This is a genomic window from Acidovorax sp. SUPP2825 (genome assembly GCF_030158995.1).
In the GTDB taxonomy this organism is placed as follows: domain Bacteria; phylum Pseudomonadota; class Gammaproteobacteria; order Burkholderiales; family Burkholderiaceae_C; genus Paracidovorax.
Map to the genome: position 1 here is coordinate 18,887 of NZ_BQXK01000020.1, position 18,036 is coordinate 36,922.

Below are 18,036 nucleotides of genomic sequence, written 5' to 3' on the forward strand. Positions count from 1 at the left end.
CGATACACTTGTGACGATATGTTCAGGTAACCCGCCGCCGCCATGACCCCCCCTCCCCACCGTCCGGTCACTGCAGCCATCGCGCGGACGCTTCTGTCGGAGGCGCCCGCGGTCACGCTGATGTTGGTGGTGGCGGTGTTGGCGCTGCTGCTGGTGCCGGTGGTGCAACTGCTGGGCTCGGGCCTGCAGGGGCTGCACGGCCTCGAGCCTTTCCTCGACATGGTGGTGGTGCTCATCGGCCTGCTGGCCGTGGCGGTGTCCCTGCACATGCTCGACGATACGCAGCAAGGCCGCGCCAACGTGCTCGTGGCCGGGCTGGCGACCGCTGCGGTCTGTAATTTCCTTCACGCTGTTCTGCTGCACCAGATGGAAAGCATGGCGTCCGTCACGCGGGCGAATGTCTCTTCCTACTTCGGATTGCTGGCCCATGGGGTCGAGGCGCTGACCCTGCTGCTTTTCGCCTTAAGGGTGTCGTTCCACGGGCCCGGCCGGGCCTGGGCCGTGGCCTCGGCCGGTGTGTCGCTGGTGCTCGTGTGGTCCGCTTCCAGCGGATTGCCCGAGCAGTTCGGGCTGGCGCACGGCGAGCGCTTCGCCATGGGGGCGGACGCGCTGCTCGGAGGCGTCATGGCCGTTGCCGCCTGGGTGATGTACCGGGTGCACGACACCGCCGGCAGGGAGCGCGGCCGGGGGCGCCGGCGCATCATGGCCTGCGCGGCGGCGGCCCTGGCGCTGGCGGAATTCGCCATGCTGCTGTACCCGCTGCATCCGGTTTTCGTCGACACGTTCGCGCACGCCTTGCGCGTGCTGGGGTATGCGCTGATGTTCCAGGCGGTGTTCATCGCCGGCATCCGCATGCCGTTCGCCCGGGCGCGCGAGGCCGAGGCCCGGCTGCTGGAAAGCGAACGCCGCCTGCAGCTGCTGGGCCGCAACCTGCCCGACAGCGTGCTGTACCAGCGCGTGCGCGAGGCGGACGGCCGCTGGCATTTCGTGCACATGGGCGATGCGATCGAGCGCTTGAACGGCATTTCGGCCCAGGCGGTGGTGAACGATGCCACCCTGTTCTTCGAGCAGATGGAGCCGCAGGACCGCCTGGCCTGCGCCGCTTCGGACGAGGCGTCCTACCGCACCATGGGCGTCGGCGACTCGGTGGTGCGCATGCGCGTGGCCAACGGCCAGTTGCGCTGGATGCGGATGAGCTCCACCCCCCGGCCGCTGGACAAGGGCCGCGTGATCTGGGACGGCGTGCTGACCGACGTCACCGAGCAGCGGGAGGCCCAGGACCTGAGCCGCGCGCACGAGGTGCAACTGGCGAGCCTGCTCAGCCACCTGCCGGGCGGCGTCTCGCGGCTGGACCGCGATCTGCGCATCGTGTACGTGAACCCATCGCAGGCGCACTGGCTGCGCCGCCCGGTCGATGAGCTCGAAGGCCAGTTCCTCGTGGACGTGCTGCCTGCCGACCTGATGGCCCCGATCCAGCCGCATTTCGACCGGGCGCTGCAGGGCGAGACGGTAGTGTTTGAGCACCGCATTCCCAAAACCCATGGCGCCCAGTTCTGGCACACCACGCTGGTGCCGGAAGTCGCCGCCGATGGCCGCACGGTGGCCGTGGTGGTGTTCGCGTTCGACCTGACCGAGCAAAAGCGCATGGCGCTGGAACTCACGCAGCAGCGCACCCGCCTGGCCAGCCTGGTGAGCGCGATTCCGGACGTGGTGTTCCTCAAGGATGCGAACGGCTGCTACCTGTCGTGCAACCCCGTGTTCGAGCGTTTCATCGGGCGGCGCGAGCGCGACATCATCGGCCTGTCGGACGACGATCTCCTGCCCGCCGTCGAGGCCCAGCGGGTGCGCCAGCTCGACCAGCGCGCCATGGCCGCCTGGCAGCCACTGGTGTACGAAGAGACCCTGACGTTCCAGGAAGACGGCTACGAGGGCTACTTCGAAACCATCAAGACCCCCATCCGCGATCTGCACGGCCATGTCACCGGGCTGCTGGGCGTGTGCCGTGACATCACCGACCGCAAGAAGGCCGAGCAGCAGATCGAACTGCTGGCCTTCTTCGATGCGCTCACCGGCCTGCCCAACCGCCGCCTGCTGCTGGACCGCCTGCAGCGCGCCAGCGCCGTCTGCCAGCGCAACGGCCAGCTGGGCGCGCTGCTGTTCATCGACCTGGACAACTTCAAGGACCTGAACGACACGCTCGGCCACGACATGGGCGACCAACTGCTGGCACAGGTCGCCACGCGCCTGGTGTCGTGCGTGCGGGCCACCGACACGGTGGCGCGCTTTGGCGGCGACGAGTTCGTGGTGATGCTGGAAAACCTCGACGCCGGTCTGACCGAGGCGGCCACGCAAGCCGAGCACGTGGCCGACAAGCTCTTGCTGCAGCTCAACCAGCCCTTCATGCTGGGCACGCAGCAGCACTACAGCACGCCGAGCATCGGCATCACGCTGTTCGGCGACCAGCCGCGCAGCGTGGACGAGCTGCTCAAGCGCGCCGACCTGGCCATGTACCAGGCCAAAGCCGAAGGCCGCAACACGCAGCGCTTTTTCGACCCGGAGATGCAGGCCCAGGTGCACGCCCGTTCGCACCTGGAAGCCGACCTGCGCCAGGGGCTGGCCCGCCAGGAGCTCGCGGTGCACTACCAGCCCATCGTGGACCACCGCGCGCAGCTGTGCGGTGCCGAAGCCCTGGTGCGCTGGCACCACCCCGGGCGCGGCATGATCAGCCCCGGCGACTTCATCCCGCTGGCCGAGCAGACCGGGCTCATCCTGCCGCTGGGGCGCTTCGTGCTCGAATCGGCGTGCGAGCAACTGGTGCGGTGGGCCGAGCACCCCGACACCGCGCGGCTGACCATCGCCGTCAACGTGAGTGCCCGGCAGTTCCGGCAGCCGGCCTTCGCGGCCGAGGTGCTCGAGACCCTGCAGCGCACGGGCGCCAATCCCCAGCGGCTCAAGCTGGAGCTCACCGAGAGCCTGCTGCTGGGCGACATCGAGGACGCCATCCAGCGCATGGCCCAGCTCAAGAAGCAGGGCGTGGGCTTCTCGCTCGACGACTTCGGCACGGGCTATTCGTCGCTCAGCTACCTGAAGCGCCTGCCGCTGGACCAGGTCAAGATCGACCAGGGCTTCGTGCGCGACGTGCTCACCGATCCCAACGACGCCGCCATCGTGCGCACCATCCTCGCCCTGGCCAAGAGCCTGGACCTGCAGGTGGTCGCCGAAGGGGTGGAAACCACCGGGCAGCTGGCGTTTCTCAAGCTGCACGGCTGCGAAGGCTTCCAGGGCTACCTGTTCGGCCGGCCGAGCCCGGTGGCCCAGTTCGAACGCGACCAGCAATTGCCGGGCGCCCTGCCCACGGCCGCAGAAGCTGGCATGGCATGAGCGCGCTGCCCACCGTTTCCTCTGCCGCCGCCGCCCCGTGCCCTCTGGGAACGGGCGGCGCGCCGGTATCCACCGCCATGGCCGCGCGGCCGCGAATCGGCTGGGTGGGCACCGGTGCGGCACCGGCCCGCGCGGCGATGCGATGGCTGTCCAGCCACCGCCCCGACTGGGAGGTGTCCCCCGCGGATTTCGCGGCCGGCTGCGATGGCGTGGCGCGGTCTCCCGCGTTCGCCGTGCCGGAGGCCTGCCAGGCGCTGGTGCTGGACCTGGAACGCGGTGCCACTGCCTTGCCGGACTGGGCGGCCCAGGCGCGCACCCAGCCGCTGGTGCTCTGCCTGGACCCGGCGCAGGAGGCGCTCGCCGCGCGTGCCCTGCGCCTGGGCCCCGGGGATTACGTGCTGCGCGCCGAAGGCGGCGCGCACCTGCCGCAACTGGCCCAGCGGCTGGCGGCGCTGCTGCAGGCGCATGCGCCGCACGGTCCGGTGCCCGCCGCCGTGCCCGCGCTGCCGTGGCCGGACGAGCCCCCTTCGCAGCGCGCGCTGCTGCAGACCACGCTGGCCAGCATGAGCCAGGGCCTGTACACCGTGGGGCCCGACGGCCGCATCACCGTCTACAACGACCGGGTGCTCGAGTTGCTGGAGCTGCCGCGCGCATTGCTCGATGCCCGGCCCACGCTGATGGAGCTCAAGCAGCTGCAGCAAGCGCGCGGCGATTTCGGCGAAAGCGCGGAACTGGTCGATGCGCAGGCGCGGGCCTATGTGCAAAGCGCTGGTGGCATTCCGTCGCCCGCGGTGTACTGGCGCCGCACGCGCCACGGGCGCACGCTGGAGGTGCACACCACGCAGCTGCCCGATGGCGGCATGGTGCGCACCTTCACCGATGTGACCGACCACGTGCGCACCCAGGCCGAACTGCGGGTGAGCGAGGCACGCTTTCGCAGCCTGAGCGATCTTTCCTCCGACTGGTACTGGGAGCAGGACGCATCCTTCCGGTTCATCCACTTCGTGGGCGGGCGCAACCCCGTGGGCATGGAGCCCGGCGAAGTCGTGGGACGCACCCGCTGGGAGCTGGGCGCCCTTAACATGACCGAGGAGGACTGGGCGGCCCACCGCCGGCTGCTCGATGCGCGCGAGCCCTTCCGGGAGCTCGAGCTGCAGCGGCTGGCATCGGACGGCACGGCCTACTGGGTGTCGATCAGCGGCGTGCCCGTGTTCGACGAGGCCGGTGCGTTCCAGGGCTACCGGGGCGTCGGCCGCAGCATCACCGACCGCAAGCAGGTCGAGGCCGAGATCGAGCGGCTGGCGTTCTTCGACGTGCTCACCGGCCTGCCCAACCGGCGGCTGCTGATCGACCGGCTCTACCGCGCCACGCTGTCCGTCGGCCGCACGGGGCGGCACGGCGTGCTGCTGTTCATCGACCTGGACAACTTCAAGGACCTGAACGACACGCTCGGCCACGACATGGGCGACCGCCTGCTGGTGCAGGTCGCCCAGCGCCTGCAAGGCTGCGTGCGCCAGAGCGACACCGTGGCCCGTTTCGGCGGCGACGAGTTCGTGGTGCTGGCCGAAGGCCTGCCCGCCGAGGCCTGGGCGGCCAGCGCCGATGCCTCGCTGCTGGCGCGCAAGATCGGCAACGCCCTGAGCCTGCCGTATCTGCTGGACGGCATCAGCCACCACAGCACGCCGAGCATCGGGCTCACGCTCTTCGGCGAATCCGCCGGCAGCGTGGACGACCTGCTCAAGCACGCCGACATGGCCATGTACCAGGCCAAGGCGGCCGGCCGCAACGCCGTGCGCTTCTTCGACCCCGGCATGCAGGCCGCCGTCAGCGCTCGGGCCGCCCTGGAAGCCGAGCTGCGCCGCGCGCTGCAGGTGGGCGAGCTGATGCTGCACTACCAGCCCATCGTGGACCGGCGCGGCCAGATGCTCGGCGCCGAGGCGCTGGTGCGCTGGCAGCATCCGCAGCGCGGCATGGTGTCGCCGGGCGAGTTCATCCCGGTGGCCGAGCAGAGCGGACTCATCGTGCCGCTGGGGCAGTGGGTGCTGGAGCACGGCTGCCGGCAGCTCGTGGCCTGGTCCCGCAGCGCGGCCACGGCGCACCTGGTGCTGTCGGTGAACGTGAGCGTGCGCCAGTTCCGCCAGCCCGACTTCGTCGATCAGGTGCTGCAGGCGCTGCGCGGGAGCGGGGCGCAGCCGCGGCTGTTCAAGATCGAACTGACGGAAAGCCTGTTGCTCACCGACGTGGAGGACGTGATCGCCCGCATGGAAAAGCTGCGCTCGCACGGCGTGGGCTTTTCGCTGGACGACTTCGGCACCGGCTACTCGTCGCTCAGCTACTTGAAGCGCCTGCCGATTGACCAGCTCAAGATCGACCAGGGCTTCGTGCGCGACGTGCTCACCGATCCCAACGACGCCGCCATCGTGCGCACCATCCTCGCCCTGGCGCACAGCCTGGACCTGGACGTGGTGGCCGAGGGCGTCGAAACAACGGGCCAGCTGCAGTTCCTGCAGCGCCACGGCTGCCATGCGTTCCAGGGCTACCTGTTCGGGCGCCCGGCGCCGGCCACGGTGCTGGAGCGGGCGGTGCGGCCCGCGCTCTGAGCCCCTGTGGGCCGGCGCCCGGCCCTTGCGAAGGGCGGGATCGCTTCTTCCTTGATCTGCCCCCTGCGGGTGCCAGCCCTGCCGCGGGCACAATCGCCGGCATGCAGAAACAACAGGTGTTGGTCGCCGGCGGCGGCATCGGCGGGCTCGCGGCGGCGCTGGGCGCCTCCCGGGCGGGATGGGACGTGCGCCTGTACGAGCGCGCCGAGGCCTTCAGCGAAGTGGGCGCGGGCGTGCAGCTCGGCCCCAACGTCGTGCGCCGGCTGCAGGCCTGGGGCCTGCAGCACCGGCTGCAGTCGGTGGCCGCGTTCCCGGAGCGTCTGCAGGTGCGCAGCGCGCTGAGCGGCGCCGAACTGGCCGTCTTGCCCCTCGGGCCCACGGCCGTGGCGCGCTACGGCGCGGCCTACGCCACCATCCACCGCGCCGACCTGCACGGGCTGCTGCTCGCCGCCGTCACCAAGTACACCGACACGCAGATCTCGCTGGCCCACGCCATCGACCATTTCTCCGATGCCGAGGGCGTCGTCACCGTGCGCACCAGCCGCGGCAAGGCGGTGGAGGGCGATGCGCTGGTGGGCGCCGATGGCCTGTGGAGCCGCACGCGCGCCGCGCTGCTGGGGGACGCGCGTCCGCGCGTGACGGGGCACCTGGCCTACCGCGCTCTGGTGCCGCAGCACGCCCTGCCCGACGTGCTGCGCACCCGCCAGGTCACCGCGTGGCTGGGGCCGCGCCTGCATGCCGTGCAGTACCCGGTGCGCCGGGGCGAACTGCAGAACCTGGTGGTGATCGTGCAAGGGCCGGCGCCGGACGACCTGGAGGGATGGGACCATGCCGCCAACGCCGCCGGGCTGGCGTCGGCGCTGCGCGGTGCCTGCCCCGCGCTGCAGCAGGCGGTGAGCGGCGTGGCCGACGCCGGCGGCGGCTGGCGCCTGTGGCCGCTGTGCGATCGCCCGCCCTTGCGCGGCGCCGAGGGCATGGCGCGCGGCCGGGTCGCCCTGCTGGGTGATGCCGCGCACCCCATGCGGCCCTACCTCGCGCAGGGCGCCGGCATGGCCATCGAGGACGCCGCCGAGCTGCAGCGCGCCCTGTCCATGCACGACCTCGACGTGCCCCTGCGCCTGCGCCGCTACGCCCTCAACCGCTGGCAGCGCAACGCCCGGGTGCAGGCGCGCTCCACGCGCAACGGGCGGATCTTCCACGCCATCGGCCCGGTGCGCTGGGCGCGCGATGCCTCGCTGCGGCTGCTGGGCGAGCGCCTGCTGGACGTGCCCTGGCTTTACCGGGGCGATGGCTCCAGCGCCAGCTCCTTGTAGTTTGCTATTGAATTTATAGCGATATGCCCTAGTGTTGATTGTGCTGGAGGCCGATTGGGCTTGAAGTCCTCCCCGACGCGGCGCGCCGTCAACGCCCCGTGTTGGCATCACGGCAGGAAGTCGGTTCGCACAGCGCTGTGACCTTTTCGGTTTTTGCGCAGCGATTGCGCTTGACGGAAAGTAGCGATCCTCGTCTGACGCACATGTGGGCACCGCTGCGGGCCTACATTTCCATGCACGACGTCAAGGTAAAAGCCAAGCAGGAAGCCGCGACCAAACTGGCCATGGCGCAGTTCGAGAAAGCGGAGAAGGGCGGCATCAGCGAAGCGAAAGCGATGCAGGAGTCTAAAAAGGCGAAGGCCAAAGTGAATGACTCCATCGACCGGCGGGCCCGGGCGCTGGTGGACGGTGAATGGCGCATCCGGTAGGCAGCGCCAGCTCCTTTTGCTTGCTATTGAATTTGTAGCGGTATGCCTTAGTGTCGATTGTGCTGGAGGCCGATTGGGCTTGAAGCCCGGTTGCGGCCTGCGGCGCAGTGGCCGGCCGCGCCCTCCCGCTCAGGCGTGCGCCGGCGCGGGCAGCCGCAGGAACGCCAGCACGCCGGCGGCCAGCAGCGCCGCGATCGTCAGCATCACGGCCGTGTACGGCTCCACGCCGTGCGCCGCTGCCATGGCCGCGGCCACGCCGGTGAGCCACTGCATCAGCGCCACGCCGAGGAACATCGCCATGGTGAACACGGCCATGGCGCGGCCCGTCATCGCGGCGGGGTAGGCCGAGCGCACGTCGGCGTACTGCAGCACCATGTAGCCCGACAGCAGCCCCACACCGATGGCGCCGCCCACGTCCAGCCAGGCCTGGTGCACGAGGCCGATGGCGAGGAACACCAGGGCCAGCACGCCGGTGAACCCGGCGATCCAGCGCCGGCGCCGCGCGGGGCCCGGGTCCAGCCGCCCGAACAGCGCGGGGCTGAAGAGCGACACGAGCGACACCACCACGGCCACGTTGCCGCTTTGCACCAGCGAGAAGCCGTGCCGCTCGATCAGCAGCGGCCCCAGCCACAGCCCGCGCAGTGCGAGAAACGATGCATAGGTGTTGAGCGCCAGCAGCACGATGCCTGCCGTGTGCGGCAGCAGGAACAGCGCCGCGAAGCCACGCACGGCGGCGCCCACCGATTCGCGCGGGGCGCCGTCAGCGTGCGGCCGCGCGGGCTCGTGCACCTTCCAGAAGATCAGCAGCCACGCCAGCGCGGCCAGGCCCGCCAGCACGCCGAACCCCCAGCGCCACGACGCGTGCTGCACCAGCCAGGCCAGCGGCGTGCCCGTGAACAGCATGCCCAGGCCGCCGACGCCCATGGCCACGCCCGACACCACCGCGAACCGCTGGGCCGGAAAATGCCGCGCGATGAACACGGTGCACACCAGAAAGGCCGGGGCGCAGCCCACGCCGATCAGCGCCTGCCCGAGCAGCACCAGTCCGTAGCCCGGCGCCAGCGCCGAGAGCAGCGCGCCCGCGATGGCCAGCGGAAACGCCGCCAGCAGCGTGCGCCGCACGCCGTACAGGTCGATCCCGATGCCCATGAACAGCTGCATGGTGCCGAAGGCGAATGCGAAGGCCCCGGCGAAGGCGCCCAGCGCCGCGGCCGACAGCCCGAACTCCGCCCGCAGGCCCGTGGCGATGATCGCCGTGATGGTTCGAAACGCCTGGCTCAGCGCGAAGCCCGACACCAGCGCCAGCAGCATGCCCCAGGCCGCGCGCGGCGCCAGGGCGGCAGGGGGCGGTGCGGCGGGCGCGGTGGGCATGGGCGATGGCGGGGTGGGGTGGGGTGGGGGCGGGGTGTGGACGATGAGGGCGGTCAGCCGTTGACCAGCGCCAGATAGGCCTTGCGCGTCTCCGGCGACACCGAGGCCACGAGCTGGTCGTAAGGCGTCTGGTGCCGCGCCATCATGCGGGCCGATGCGATGGTCTTCGATTTGCAGAACCAGTGGCAGGTGTGCTGCATCAGGAACAGCTCGGCCGACAGGGTGAAGGCCTTGTCGCGCGCATCGCGGCCGGCTTCGTTGCGCACCGCGCGGTCGATGCCCTGGGCATGCACCAGCAGGGCCTTGCGCATGTCGAACGCGGCCGATGGAAACAGCTGGTGGGCGAGCGGCAGGCTGATCGCGATGCGGCTCACGCGGGTCAGCGCCGGGTCCAGGCGCGAGAACTCGGCCGTGAAGCGGTTGAACTGCTCGGTCAGCTGCGATTCGGTGGTGGTCAGCAGGCTCCAGATCTGGTCGCGCCGCTGCGGCTCGCTCTCGCCCAGGGCGCGCAGGTAGCCCTCGGTGAGGTTCTCCATCAGCTTCTCGATCTGGTAGTTGGCCAGGTGGCGCGCCAGCAGCGCGATGCGCCGGCGCTGCTGGCGGGCGTTGAGGGCGTAGGTGCCGGTGGCGATCAGGATCGCCAGAAGAAAGGTGTCCATGTGCGGGGTCGGGCCGTGGTGTCGGAAAACGGGGGTGAAGGAAAGCAGGGCAGGCGTTGAAAGGAACATGGGCCTGAAAGGCGCGCCCGCGGGCGCACCCGTCAGGCCCCGGGGGGCTGGGGCCAGGGGCGTTGCGGCCCGCGGATCTGCTCGAAGGCATGGGCGACCTGCAGCACGCCCAGGTCGTCGAAGCGGGGCCCGGCGATCTGCAGCCCGATCGGCAGGCCCGCCGCCGTGTACCCGCAGTTCACCGAGGCGGCGGGCTGCTCGGACATGTTGAACGGCACGGTGAAGCCGATGTGCTCCAGCGGGCGCAACGGGTCGTCGGTGGGCGAGGGCAGCTCGGCCGCGAAGGCGGGCATGGGCGCGACGGGCGAGAGCACGTAGTCGAACGCGCTGCAGGCCTGCACCGTGGCCACGCGCGTCGCGTGGAACTGCTGGCTGGCGTGGAACACTTCGATGCCCGACAGGCCCGCGGCGCTGTCGGCCCAGGCACGGATGTAGGGCAGCACGCGGGCGCGCCGCTCCTCGGGCAGGGTCTGCAGGTCGGTGTAGGAGCGCATGCGCCAGAAATGGTCCATGCCATCGAGCATGCCCGGCGTCATGAAGGGCGCCATGGGCGCCACCCGGGCTCCGGCCGCCTCGAACCAGCGCGCGGCCTGCTCGACGGCGGCGCGCACCTCGGGGTCCACCGGCAGGCCGCAGCCGGCATCCAGCAGCAGCCCCAGGCGCAGCCCGCGCAGTCGCTCGGGCCCGCGCGCGGCATCGCCCCAGGCGATGGGCTGGAACGGCAGTCCCATGCTGTCGCGCCCATCCGGCTGGCTCAGCACCTGCATCATCAGCGCGGCGTCGGCCGCGGTGCGCGTCATCGGGCCGGCGGCGCGGCCGGTGTAGGGCGGATCGATGGGAATGCGGCCCAGGCTGGGCTTCAAACTGAAGATGCCGCACCAGCTGGCCGGCAGGCGCAGCGAGCCGCCGATGTCGGTGCCGATGTGCAGCGGCCCGTAGCCCGCCGCCGCGGCCGCACCGCCGCCGGCGCTGGAGCCGCCCGGGCCCTTGGAGCGGTCCCATGGGTTGCGCGCCAGCGCATGGAAGCTCGACAGCCCGGACGACAGCATGCCGTAGTCGGGCATGGTGGTCTTGGCCACGATCACCGCGCCGGCCTCGCGCATCCGCGCGGCCGGCGGGGCATCGGCCGTGGCGGGCACCAGCACCGTGGCGGCCGTGCCCAGCGGCGTGGGGTCGCCAGCGGTGGCGATGTTTTCCTTGATGGTGGCGGGCACGCCGTCCAGCAGGCCCTGCGGGGCGCCGCGCAGCCATCGCGCCTCGCTCGCGCGGGCCTGCTCCAGGGCCGCTTCGGGGCGCAGCAGGTAGGTGGCGCACAGGTGGGGCTCCCACCGGGCGATGTGGTCCAGCACCGACTGCGTGACCTCCACCGGGGACAGGCGGCGGCTGCGGTAGGCGTCGAGCAGGGCGTGGGCGGGCAGGTCGTGCAGTGCGGACGATGCGGGCGTTGTGGAGGCGGCCTGGGGCATGGCGGGCTCGTTCACGCTCAGGCCCAGGACAGGGCCGACAGGTCGTTCACGAAGATCGGCATGTCCTTCCACAGCCCGCGCAGGTTCTTGTTGGCCACCGTGACCCATTGCGGCTGGTAGAGGAAGGCATGCACGGCATCCTCGGCCAGCAGGCGCTGCGCATCGCCCAGCAGGCGCGCCCGGTCGGCGGGGCGGGCGGCGTTCTTGATCTGCTCGTACAGCGCGTTGAATTTGGGCGAGTTGTAGCCCCAGTAGTAGTCGGGCTTGGCGAAGTTGCCCAGGTCGAACGGCTCCACGTGCGAGATGAGGGTGAGGTCGTAGTTCTTGTTGCCGTAGGTGCCGCTCAGCCACTGCGCCCACTCCACGTTCTGCAGCTTGGCGACGATGCCCACCTTGGCCAGCTGCGCCGCGATGACCTCGCCGCCCTGGCGCGCGTAGGGCGTGGGCGGCAGCGTCATGGTCAGCTCCAGCGGCGTCTTCACGCCGGCCTCGGCCAGCAGCTTCTTCGCCTTTTCGGGGTCGAAGGGGTTGATGCCCGTGGTGTCCAGGTAGCCGAAGGCGCCCGGTACGTAGTGGCTGCCGATCGGCACACCCAGGCCGTCCCCGGCGCCCTGGATCACGGCCTTGCGGTCGATGGCGGCCGCGATGGCGCGGCGCACGCGCACGTCGTCCAGCGGCTTCTTCTGCTGGTTGATGGCCAGGATGGTCTTGGCGCGCGAGCCGCTCACGATCACCTGAAAACGCGGGTTGGCCTTGAACTGCGCCACGCTGCGCGGCGTGACGCGCGGGAACGCGTCCACGTCCCCCGCCATCAGGGCCGCCACCTGTGCGGCCGGGTCCGAGATGAAGCGGAAGGTCGCGCGGCGGATGTGCACCGCGTTCGCCGTGCGGTAGCCGTCCCAGCGCGCCAGCGTGACCGAGGCGCCCTTGCTCCACGATTCGAGCCGGTACGGCCCCGTGCCGACGGGCTTGGTGGCGTTGGTGTCGGCGCTGCCCGGCTCCACGATGACGGCGGTGGCCTGGCCCAGCAGGAAGAGCAGGTCGGGGTCGATGTCCTTGTTGATCACCACCACCGTGAGGTCGTCCACCACCTGCGTGGTGAGGTTGGCGAAGGTGCGCTTGTCCTTGTTGGTGCTCTTGTCGCCCGCCGCGCGCTCGAACGAGAACTTGACGGCTGCCGCGTTGAACGGCGCGCCGTTGTGGAACTTGACGTTCCCGCGCAGCTTGAAGGTGTAGGTCTTGAGGTCGGGCGAGACCTCCCAGCTCTCGGCCAGCAGCGGCGAGACGCTGCCGTCCGCGTTGATCTTGGTGAGCGGCTCGAACACGTTGTACAGCGTGATCTCGCCGATGGACGAGGCCGCGCCGGCCGTCGGGTCCAGCCCCGGGGGCTCCAGCGTCATGGCGAGGGTGACGGCGTCCTTCTTGCCCTGGGCCAGTGCCTGCAGGGGCGCGGCGAGCGGCACGGTGGCCAGGGCGCCGGTGGCGAGGACGGTGCGACGGTTCAGCATGGGCGGATTCTCCGGATAGGAACAGACCAGGGGCAGGACGGAAGGCGAGGGGGCGGGCGGCGGCATCGGATCGGCGGGGTGGATCGGCCGGCGGCGCGCGCCCTCGGCGGCGAACAGGCTTTTTACTACACCCCGGGCCTGGCCGGGGGGCGCCGCGCCGCCGGCGCACGCGCCCGCCCGGGTTCGATGGATGGCACGGCGGCCACCAGCGCGCGGGTGTAGGGGTGCTCGGCCTGGGTGAACAGCGCCTGGGGCGTGCCGCGCTCCACGATGCGGCCCTGGTAGAGCACCACCACCTCGTCGCACAGGTGGTGGACCACGGCCAAGTCGTGGCTGATGAGCAGGTAGGTGATGCCGAAGCGCTCCTGCAGGTCCTGCAGCAGGTTCAGCACCTGGGCCTGCACCGAGACGTCGAGCGCGCTTACCGGTTCGTCGGCCACCACCAGCCGCGGCCGCGTGACGATCGCGCGCGCGATGGCGATGCGCTGGCGCTGCCCGCCCGAGAACTCGTGCGGGTACTTGTCCAGGTCGCTCGTGCGCAGACCCACCTGGGCGAGCGCCTCGCCCGCCCGCTCGCGCTGCTCGGCGCGCGACACCTTCGCCGTGCCCGGCGTGGCGGGCAGCGCCTGCAGCGGCTCGGCCACGATGCGCGCCACCGTCTGGCGCGGATCGAGCGAGCCGTAGGGGTCCTGGAACACCATCTGGAAGTCGCGCCGCGCGGCCCGCAGTTCGGCCGCCGGCAGCGCGTGCAGGTCGCGGCCCAGCAGGTGCACGCTGCCGGCAGTGGGCGCATCGAGCGCCATCACCAGCCGCGCCAGCGTCGATTTGCCCGAGCCGGATTCGCCCACCACGCCCAGGCTGCGGCCGGCGGCGATGGACAGGCTCACCCCGTCCAGCGCCCGCACCATGGGCGGCGGCGACCACAGGCGCTCGCGCGGCAGGGCGTATTCGCGCACCAGGCCGGTGGCCTGCAGCAGCGGGGGCTCTTCGGGGTCGAATCGGTCCTGTGCCCTAGTACTGATTGCCGTGGTTGCTATGTTTTTGATAGTAGCATCCAAGGTCATGCCCGGCCCTCCTGCACCGCCGCTGCCGCCACCGCGTCCAGGCGAATGCAGCGGGCCGAATGGCCGTCGCCCAGCGGCACGGCCGCCGGCATGGCCGGATAGCACGCGGGCACCGTGAAGCCGCAGCGGCCCGCGAACGGGCAGCCGGGCGGCAGGTCCACCAGTTCCGGCACCGTGCCGGCGATGGTGGGCAGGCGCACGCGCGCACCGTGCGCGCCCCTTCCCAACGCAGCCGCATCGAGCCGCGGGCGGGCTGCGAACAGCCCCCGCGTGTAGGGGTGGGCCATGGCCGCGAACACCGCCGCCGTGGGGCCGCGCTCGACCACCGTGCCGCCGTACATCACCAGCATGCGGTCCACGTTCTGCGCGATCACGCCCAGGTCGTGCGAGATCAGGATCAGCGCCATGCCGCGCTCGGCCACCAGTTCGCCGATCAGCCCCAGGATCTGCTGCTGCACCGTCACGTCCAGCGCGGTGGTGGGTTCGTCGGCGATCAGCAGGTCCGGCCCGCAGGCCAGCGCCATCGCGATGGTGATGCGCTGGCGCTGCCCGCCCGAGAACTGGTGCGGGAACGCATCGAAGCGCTGCGCCGCCCGGGCAATGCCCACGCGGTCCAGCAGCGCCACGGCCTGTGCGCGCGCGGCGGCGGCGGGCAGTCCCAGGTGCCGCCGCAGCGGCTCGGCCACCTGCCGGCCGATGGTGTGCACCGGGTTGAGCGCCGTCATGGGCTCCTGAAAGACCATGCCGATCCGGCGCCCGCGGATGCGGCACAGCGCCGCTTCGTCCTGGCCCAGCAGCTCGGTGCCGTCGAAGCGGATGCTGCCCCGCGTGGTGGCGCGGTCCGGCAGCAGGCCCATCAGCGCCATGGCGGTGAGCGACTTGCCGCAGCCCGACTCGCCGATCAGGCCCAGCGTCTCGCCGCGTTCGAGCGTGAAGCCCACGCCCCGCACGGCATCGGCCGGGCCGCGATGGGTTTGCAGCCGCACGTGCAGGTCGGAGACTTCGAGCAGGGGCATGGTGGGCGATGCGTGGGGATCCATGGCGTCAGCGCTGGCGCGACAGGCGCGGGTCGAGCAGGTCGCGCAGGCCGTCGCCCAGCAGGTTCAGCCCCAGCACCGCCAGCGCGATCGCCACGCCGGGCCACACGGCCAGCAGCGGCGCCTGGAACATCAGCGTCTGCGCCTCGCTCAGCATGCGGCCCCAGGACGGCTGCGGCGGCTGCGTGCCCAGGCCCAGGTACGACAGCGCGGCCTCCGCCAGGATGGCCAGCGCGAACTGGATCGTGGCCTGCACGATCAGCGCCGCCGCGATGTTGGGCAGCACGTGCTCGCGCGTGATGCGCCACGGGCCCTTGCCGCAGGCGCGCGCCGCCAGGATGAATTCGCGCGACCACACGGCATTGGCCGAGGCGCGCGTGACCCGGGCGAAGGTGGGAATGTTGAAGATGCCGATGGCGATGATCGAATTGACCACGCCCGCCCCGAATACGGCGGTGAGCATGATGGCCGAGAGAATCGCCGGGAACGCGAAGGTGAAGTCCGCCATCCGCATGATGAGTTCTTCCACCCAGCCGCGCCGTGCCGCCGCCAGCAGCCCGAGCGCCGTGCCGATGGACAGGCCGATGCCCACCGCGATCACCCCCACCAGGATGGAATTGCGCGCCCCCACCAGCAGCAGCGAGGCCACGTCGCGCCCGAACGCATCGGTGCCCAGCCAGTGCGCGGCCGAGGGGGGCAGCAGCTTGGCCTCTATGTCCATGTCGTAGGGCGAGCCGGGCGTCCACACGAAGGACACCAGCGCCGCCAGCACCAGCAGCAGCGACAGCATCACGCCGATGGCGAAGCTGCGGTGGCGCAGCGCGCGGCGCAGGCCGTACGGCGCGGCCCCCACCGCCGGGACGGGCTGGGAGGGCGTGGCGGGGGACGGGGGCATCACAGGTCGCTCGCTTTCACGCGCGGGTCGATGGCGGCATACAGCAAGTCCACCACGAAGTTCACCACGATCACCATGGCCGCCAGCAGCATCACGCAGTTGCGCACCACGATCAGGTCGCGGTTGGCGATCGACTGGAAGATCAGCCGCCCCAGGCCCGGCAGGTAGAACACGTTCTCCACCACGATGGTGCCCGCCAGCAGGTTGGCGAACTGCAGGCCCATCACCGTCACCACCGGAATCATCGCGTTGCGCAGCACGTGGCCCCAGAGCGCGGCGCGGCGCGACAGGCCCTTGGCACGGGCCGTGCGCACGAAGTCTTCGCGCAGCACCTCCAGCACCGACGAGCGGGTGATGCGCGCCAGGATCGCCGCCTGCACCACGGCCAGCGAGATCGCGGGCAGCAGCAGTGCCTTCAGCGCCTCGAGCGGGCTGCCGCCGCTGTCCTCGGTCCAGCCCGGAAAGCCGCCCGCCGAGAACCACTGCAGCTTCACCGAGAACAGCAGGATCAGCAGGATGGCGAACCAGAAATTCGGAATGGCGATGCCGATCTGCGCCAGCCCCATCACGCCCACGTCGCCCCAGCGGTTGTGGCGCGATGCCGCGTACACGCCCGCCAGCAGCGCCAGCACGGTGGTGATCGCCATGGCCATCAGCGCAAGCGGCACGGTGAGTGCCAGCCGCTCCAGAACCAGGTCACGCACCGGAGTGCCGTAGGCGTAGCTGTCGCCCAGCTGGCCCGTGAGCAGCCCGCCCACCCAGTGGCCGTAGCGCTGCAGCGCGGGCTGGTCCAGCCCCAGCTTCGTCGCCAGGGCGGCCACGGCCTCGGGCGAGGCATCCGGTCCCATCAGCATCTGCGCCGCATTGCCGGGTAGGATCTCCAGCACCACGAACACGACCACCGACGCCCCGGCCAGCGTGGCGATGAGCGTGAGCAACCGTTTGAGGAGGAAGGGTCCCATGGGATGGATCGGAAGGGCGCCGCAAGGCGTCCGGGCTGCCGAAAGGGGCAGGGCGGTGTGGGTGCAGCATAGCTGCAAACACTGTGCGGCGGTCGGAGGCGGGGCGCGTGCGGTGCACCGGTACCCGTTGCGGCGCGGGTCCGGATGGGCCGGCGCAGGGGCGCGCGGGGATGGGGCAGGGGGGCAGACCTCCCCGCCTGCGCCAGGGACTTGCCGGGGCGGGGATAATCCCGGCATGACGTCCGCCCTCCGTGCCCTTGCGGCCTTTCGCGCGCCCCAGGCCTGTGCCAGGAGATCGCCATGGCTTTGATGATCACCGACGAGTGCATCAACTGCGACGTGTGCGAGCCCGAGTGCCCCAACCAGGCCATCTACCTGGGCGAGGCCATCTATGAAATCGACCCGGCCAAGTGCACCGAGTGCGTGGGCCATTTCGATGAGCCGCAGTGCGTGCAGATCTGCCCCGTGGCCTGCATTCCGGTCAGCCCGCAGCATGTGGAAAGCCGCGAAACCCTGTTCCAGAAGTACGAGCGCCTGCAAGCCGCGGCGGCCCAGGGCGCGGCGTCCTGATCCAGGCGGTTCCGTCTCCCACGCAAGAAGGTATTGCGCGGGCAGCTCTCAAAATAGCAGTTAAACGCCGTCCGGCCGCGGCGGCTTGGGGCGCGGGGGCTTGGTCGTGTGCACCAGCAGCGTGGCCTTTTCCATATCTCCCGCCAGCATCGCCGGGTGCGCCTTCAACGAATGGGCGATGCTGTCTTCGATCAGTGTGCGCTGGTCGGGCGATGGCTTCTTGAGCACCCAGTTCGCCACTTCCGCCTTGATGCCCGGGTGTCCGATCCCGATGCGCAGGCGCCAGTAATCCGCCGATCCCAATTGCGCATGGATGTCGCGCAGCCCGTTGTGGCCGGCATGGCTGCCGCCGCGCTTGAGCTTCACATGGCCCGGGGCGATGTCGAGTTCATCGTGCGCCACCAGGATTTCGTCGGGCTGGATCTTGAAGAACCGCGCCAGCGCCGCCACCGACTTGCCCGAGAGATTCATGAAGGTCTGGGGCTCCAGCAGCCAGACGCTTTGCCCATGCACGTTCGTGCGGGCGACAAGGCCGTAGTAGTTGCGGTCCGGCACCAGCGTGGTTTTCAGTTCGCGGGCCAGTGCATCGATCCACCAGAATCCGGCGTTGTGGCGGGTGGCGTCGTAGTCGGGCCCTGGGTTGCCCAGGCCCACAAACAGTTTGATCATGGTGTCCGCGATTATCCGTGTGTGCCCAAGAAAAACGGCCCACG

Annotated in this window: 14 protein-coding genes; 5 read left to right on the plus strand and 9 right to left on the minus strand. The window is 70.8% G+C overall.

The features are described from left to right. Positions 1-42 precede the first annotated feature (42 nt). The 4 genes from AVAK2825_RS20335 to AVAK2825_RS20350 all read left to right on the plus strand — a co-directional run bounded on the left by AVAK2825_RS20335 (position 43) and on the right by AVAK2825_RS20350 (position 7,722). Entirely contained in the window at positions 43-3,381 is a 3,339-nt protein-coding gene (locus AVAK2825_RS20335; protein WP_272564902.1) for an EAL domain-containing protein, read from the plus strand. Positions 3,382-3,458: 77 nt separating this feature from the next. Then, entirely contained in the window at positions 3,459-5,981 is a 2,523-nt protein-coding gene (locus tag AVAK2825_RS20340) for a putative bifunctional diguanylate cyclase/phosphodiesterase (RefSeq protein ID WP_502870574.1), read from the plus strand. A gap of 101 nt (positions 5,982-6,082) precedes the next feature. Then, the gene (locus AVAK2825_RS20345) at positions 6,083-7,294 is read left to right on the plus strand and encodes an FAD-dependent monooxygenase (protein ID WP_502870572.1); all 1,212 of its coding nucleotides are present in this window, start codon (positions 6,083-6,085) and stop codon (positions 7,292-7,294) included. A gap of 233 nt (positions 7,295-7,527) precedes the next feature. Then, entirely contained in the window at positions 7,528-7,722 is a 195-nt protein-coding gene (locus AVAK2825_RS20350; protein WP_284402280.1) for a hypothetical protein, read from the plus strand. A 129-nt stretch (positions 7,723-7,851) separates the two neighbouring features. On the opposite strand, the gene AVAK2825_RS20355 is transcribed toward AVAK2825_RS20350, so the two are convergent. The 8 genes from AVAK2825_RS20355 to AVAK2825_RS20390 all read right to left on the minus strand — a co-directional run bounded on the left by AVAK2825_RS20355 (position 7,852) and on the right by AVAK2825_RS20390 (position 16,753). Continuing rightward, positions 7,852-9,093, minus strand: a complete 1,242-nt coding sequence (locus AVAK2825_RS20355) for an MFS transporter (protein WP_284402283.1) — start codon at positions 9,091-9,093, stop codon at positions 7,852-7,854. 53 nt (positions 9,094-9,146) lie between these two features. Then, entirely contained in the window at positions 9,147-9,752 is a 606-nt protein-coding gene (locus AVAK2825_RS20360) for a hypothetical protein (RefSeq protein ID WP_284402284.1), read from the minus strand. A 101-nt stretch (positions 9,753-9,853) separates the two neighbouring features. Further along, complete coding sequence (locus AVAK2825_RS20365) at positions 9,854-11,287, minus strand: amidase (protein ID WP_284402285.1); 1,434 nt, start codon at positions 11,285-11,287, stop codon at positions 9,854-9,856. A 17-nt stretch (positions 11,288-11,304) separates the two neighbouring features. Then, positions 11,305-12,795, minus strand: a complete 1,491-nt coding sequence (locus AVAK2825_RS20370; RefSeq protein WP_284402286.1) for an ABC transporter substrate-binding protein — start codon at positions 12,793-12,795, stop codon at positions 11,305-11,307. A gap of 125 nt (positions 12,796-12,920) precedes the next feature. After that, positions 12,921-13,859 (minus strand): ATP-binding cassette domain-containing protein, encoded by a 939-nt coding sequence (locus AVAK2825_RS20375; protein ID WP_284402287.1) that lies wholly within the window; start codon positions 13,857-13,859, stop codon positions 12,921-12,923. After that, the gene (locus AVAK2825_RS20380) at positions 13,856-14,875 is read right to left on the minus strand and encodes an ABC transporter ATP-binding protein (protein WP_284402346.1); all 1,020 of its coding nucleotides are present in this window, start codon (positions 14,873-14,875) and stop codon (positions 13,856-13,858) included. Before AVAK2825_RS20380 ends, AVAK2825_RS20375 begins: the two co-directional genes overlap by 4 nt. A gap of 28 nt (positions 14,876-14,903) precedes the next feature. Continuing rightward, positions 14,904-15,791: an ABC transporter permease gene (locus AVAK2825_RS20385; protein WP_284402288.1), complete on the minus strand. Its 888-nt coding sequence runs from the start codon at positions 15,789-15,791 to the stop codon at positions 14,904-14,906. Beyond that, on the minus strand, positions 15,791-16,753 hold the full coding sequence (locus AVAK2825_RS20390; RefSeq protein WP_272548856.1) for an ABC transporter permease: 963 nt from the start codon (positions 16,751-16,753) through the stop codon (positions 15,791-15,793). Before AVAK2825_RS20390 ends, AVAK2825_RS20385 begins: the two co-directional genes overlap by 1 nt. Before the next feature lie 300 nt (positions 16,754-17,053). On the opposite strand from AVAK2825_RS20390, the gene AVAK2825_RS20395 reads away from it, so the two are divergent. After that, complete coding sequence (locus AVAK2825_RS20395; protein ID WP_272564890.1) at positions 17,054-17,323, plus strand: YfhL family 4Fe-4S dicluster ferredoxin; 270 nt, start codon at positions 17,054-17,056, stop codon at positions 17,321-17,323. A gap of 60 nt (positions 17,324-17,383) precedes the next feature. On the opposite strand, the gene pth is transcribed toward AVAK2825_RS20395, so the two are convergent. Next, positions 17,384-17,992 (minus strand): aminoacyl-tRNA hydrolase, encoded by a 609-nt coding sequence (gene pth, locus AVAK2825_RS20400; protein ID WP_284402289.1) that lies wholly within the window; start codon positions 17,990-17,992, stop codon positions 17,384-17,386. Positions 17,993-18,036: the final 44 nt, after the last annotated feature.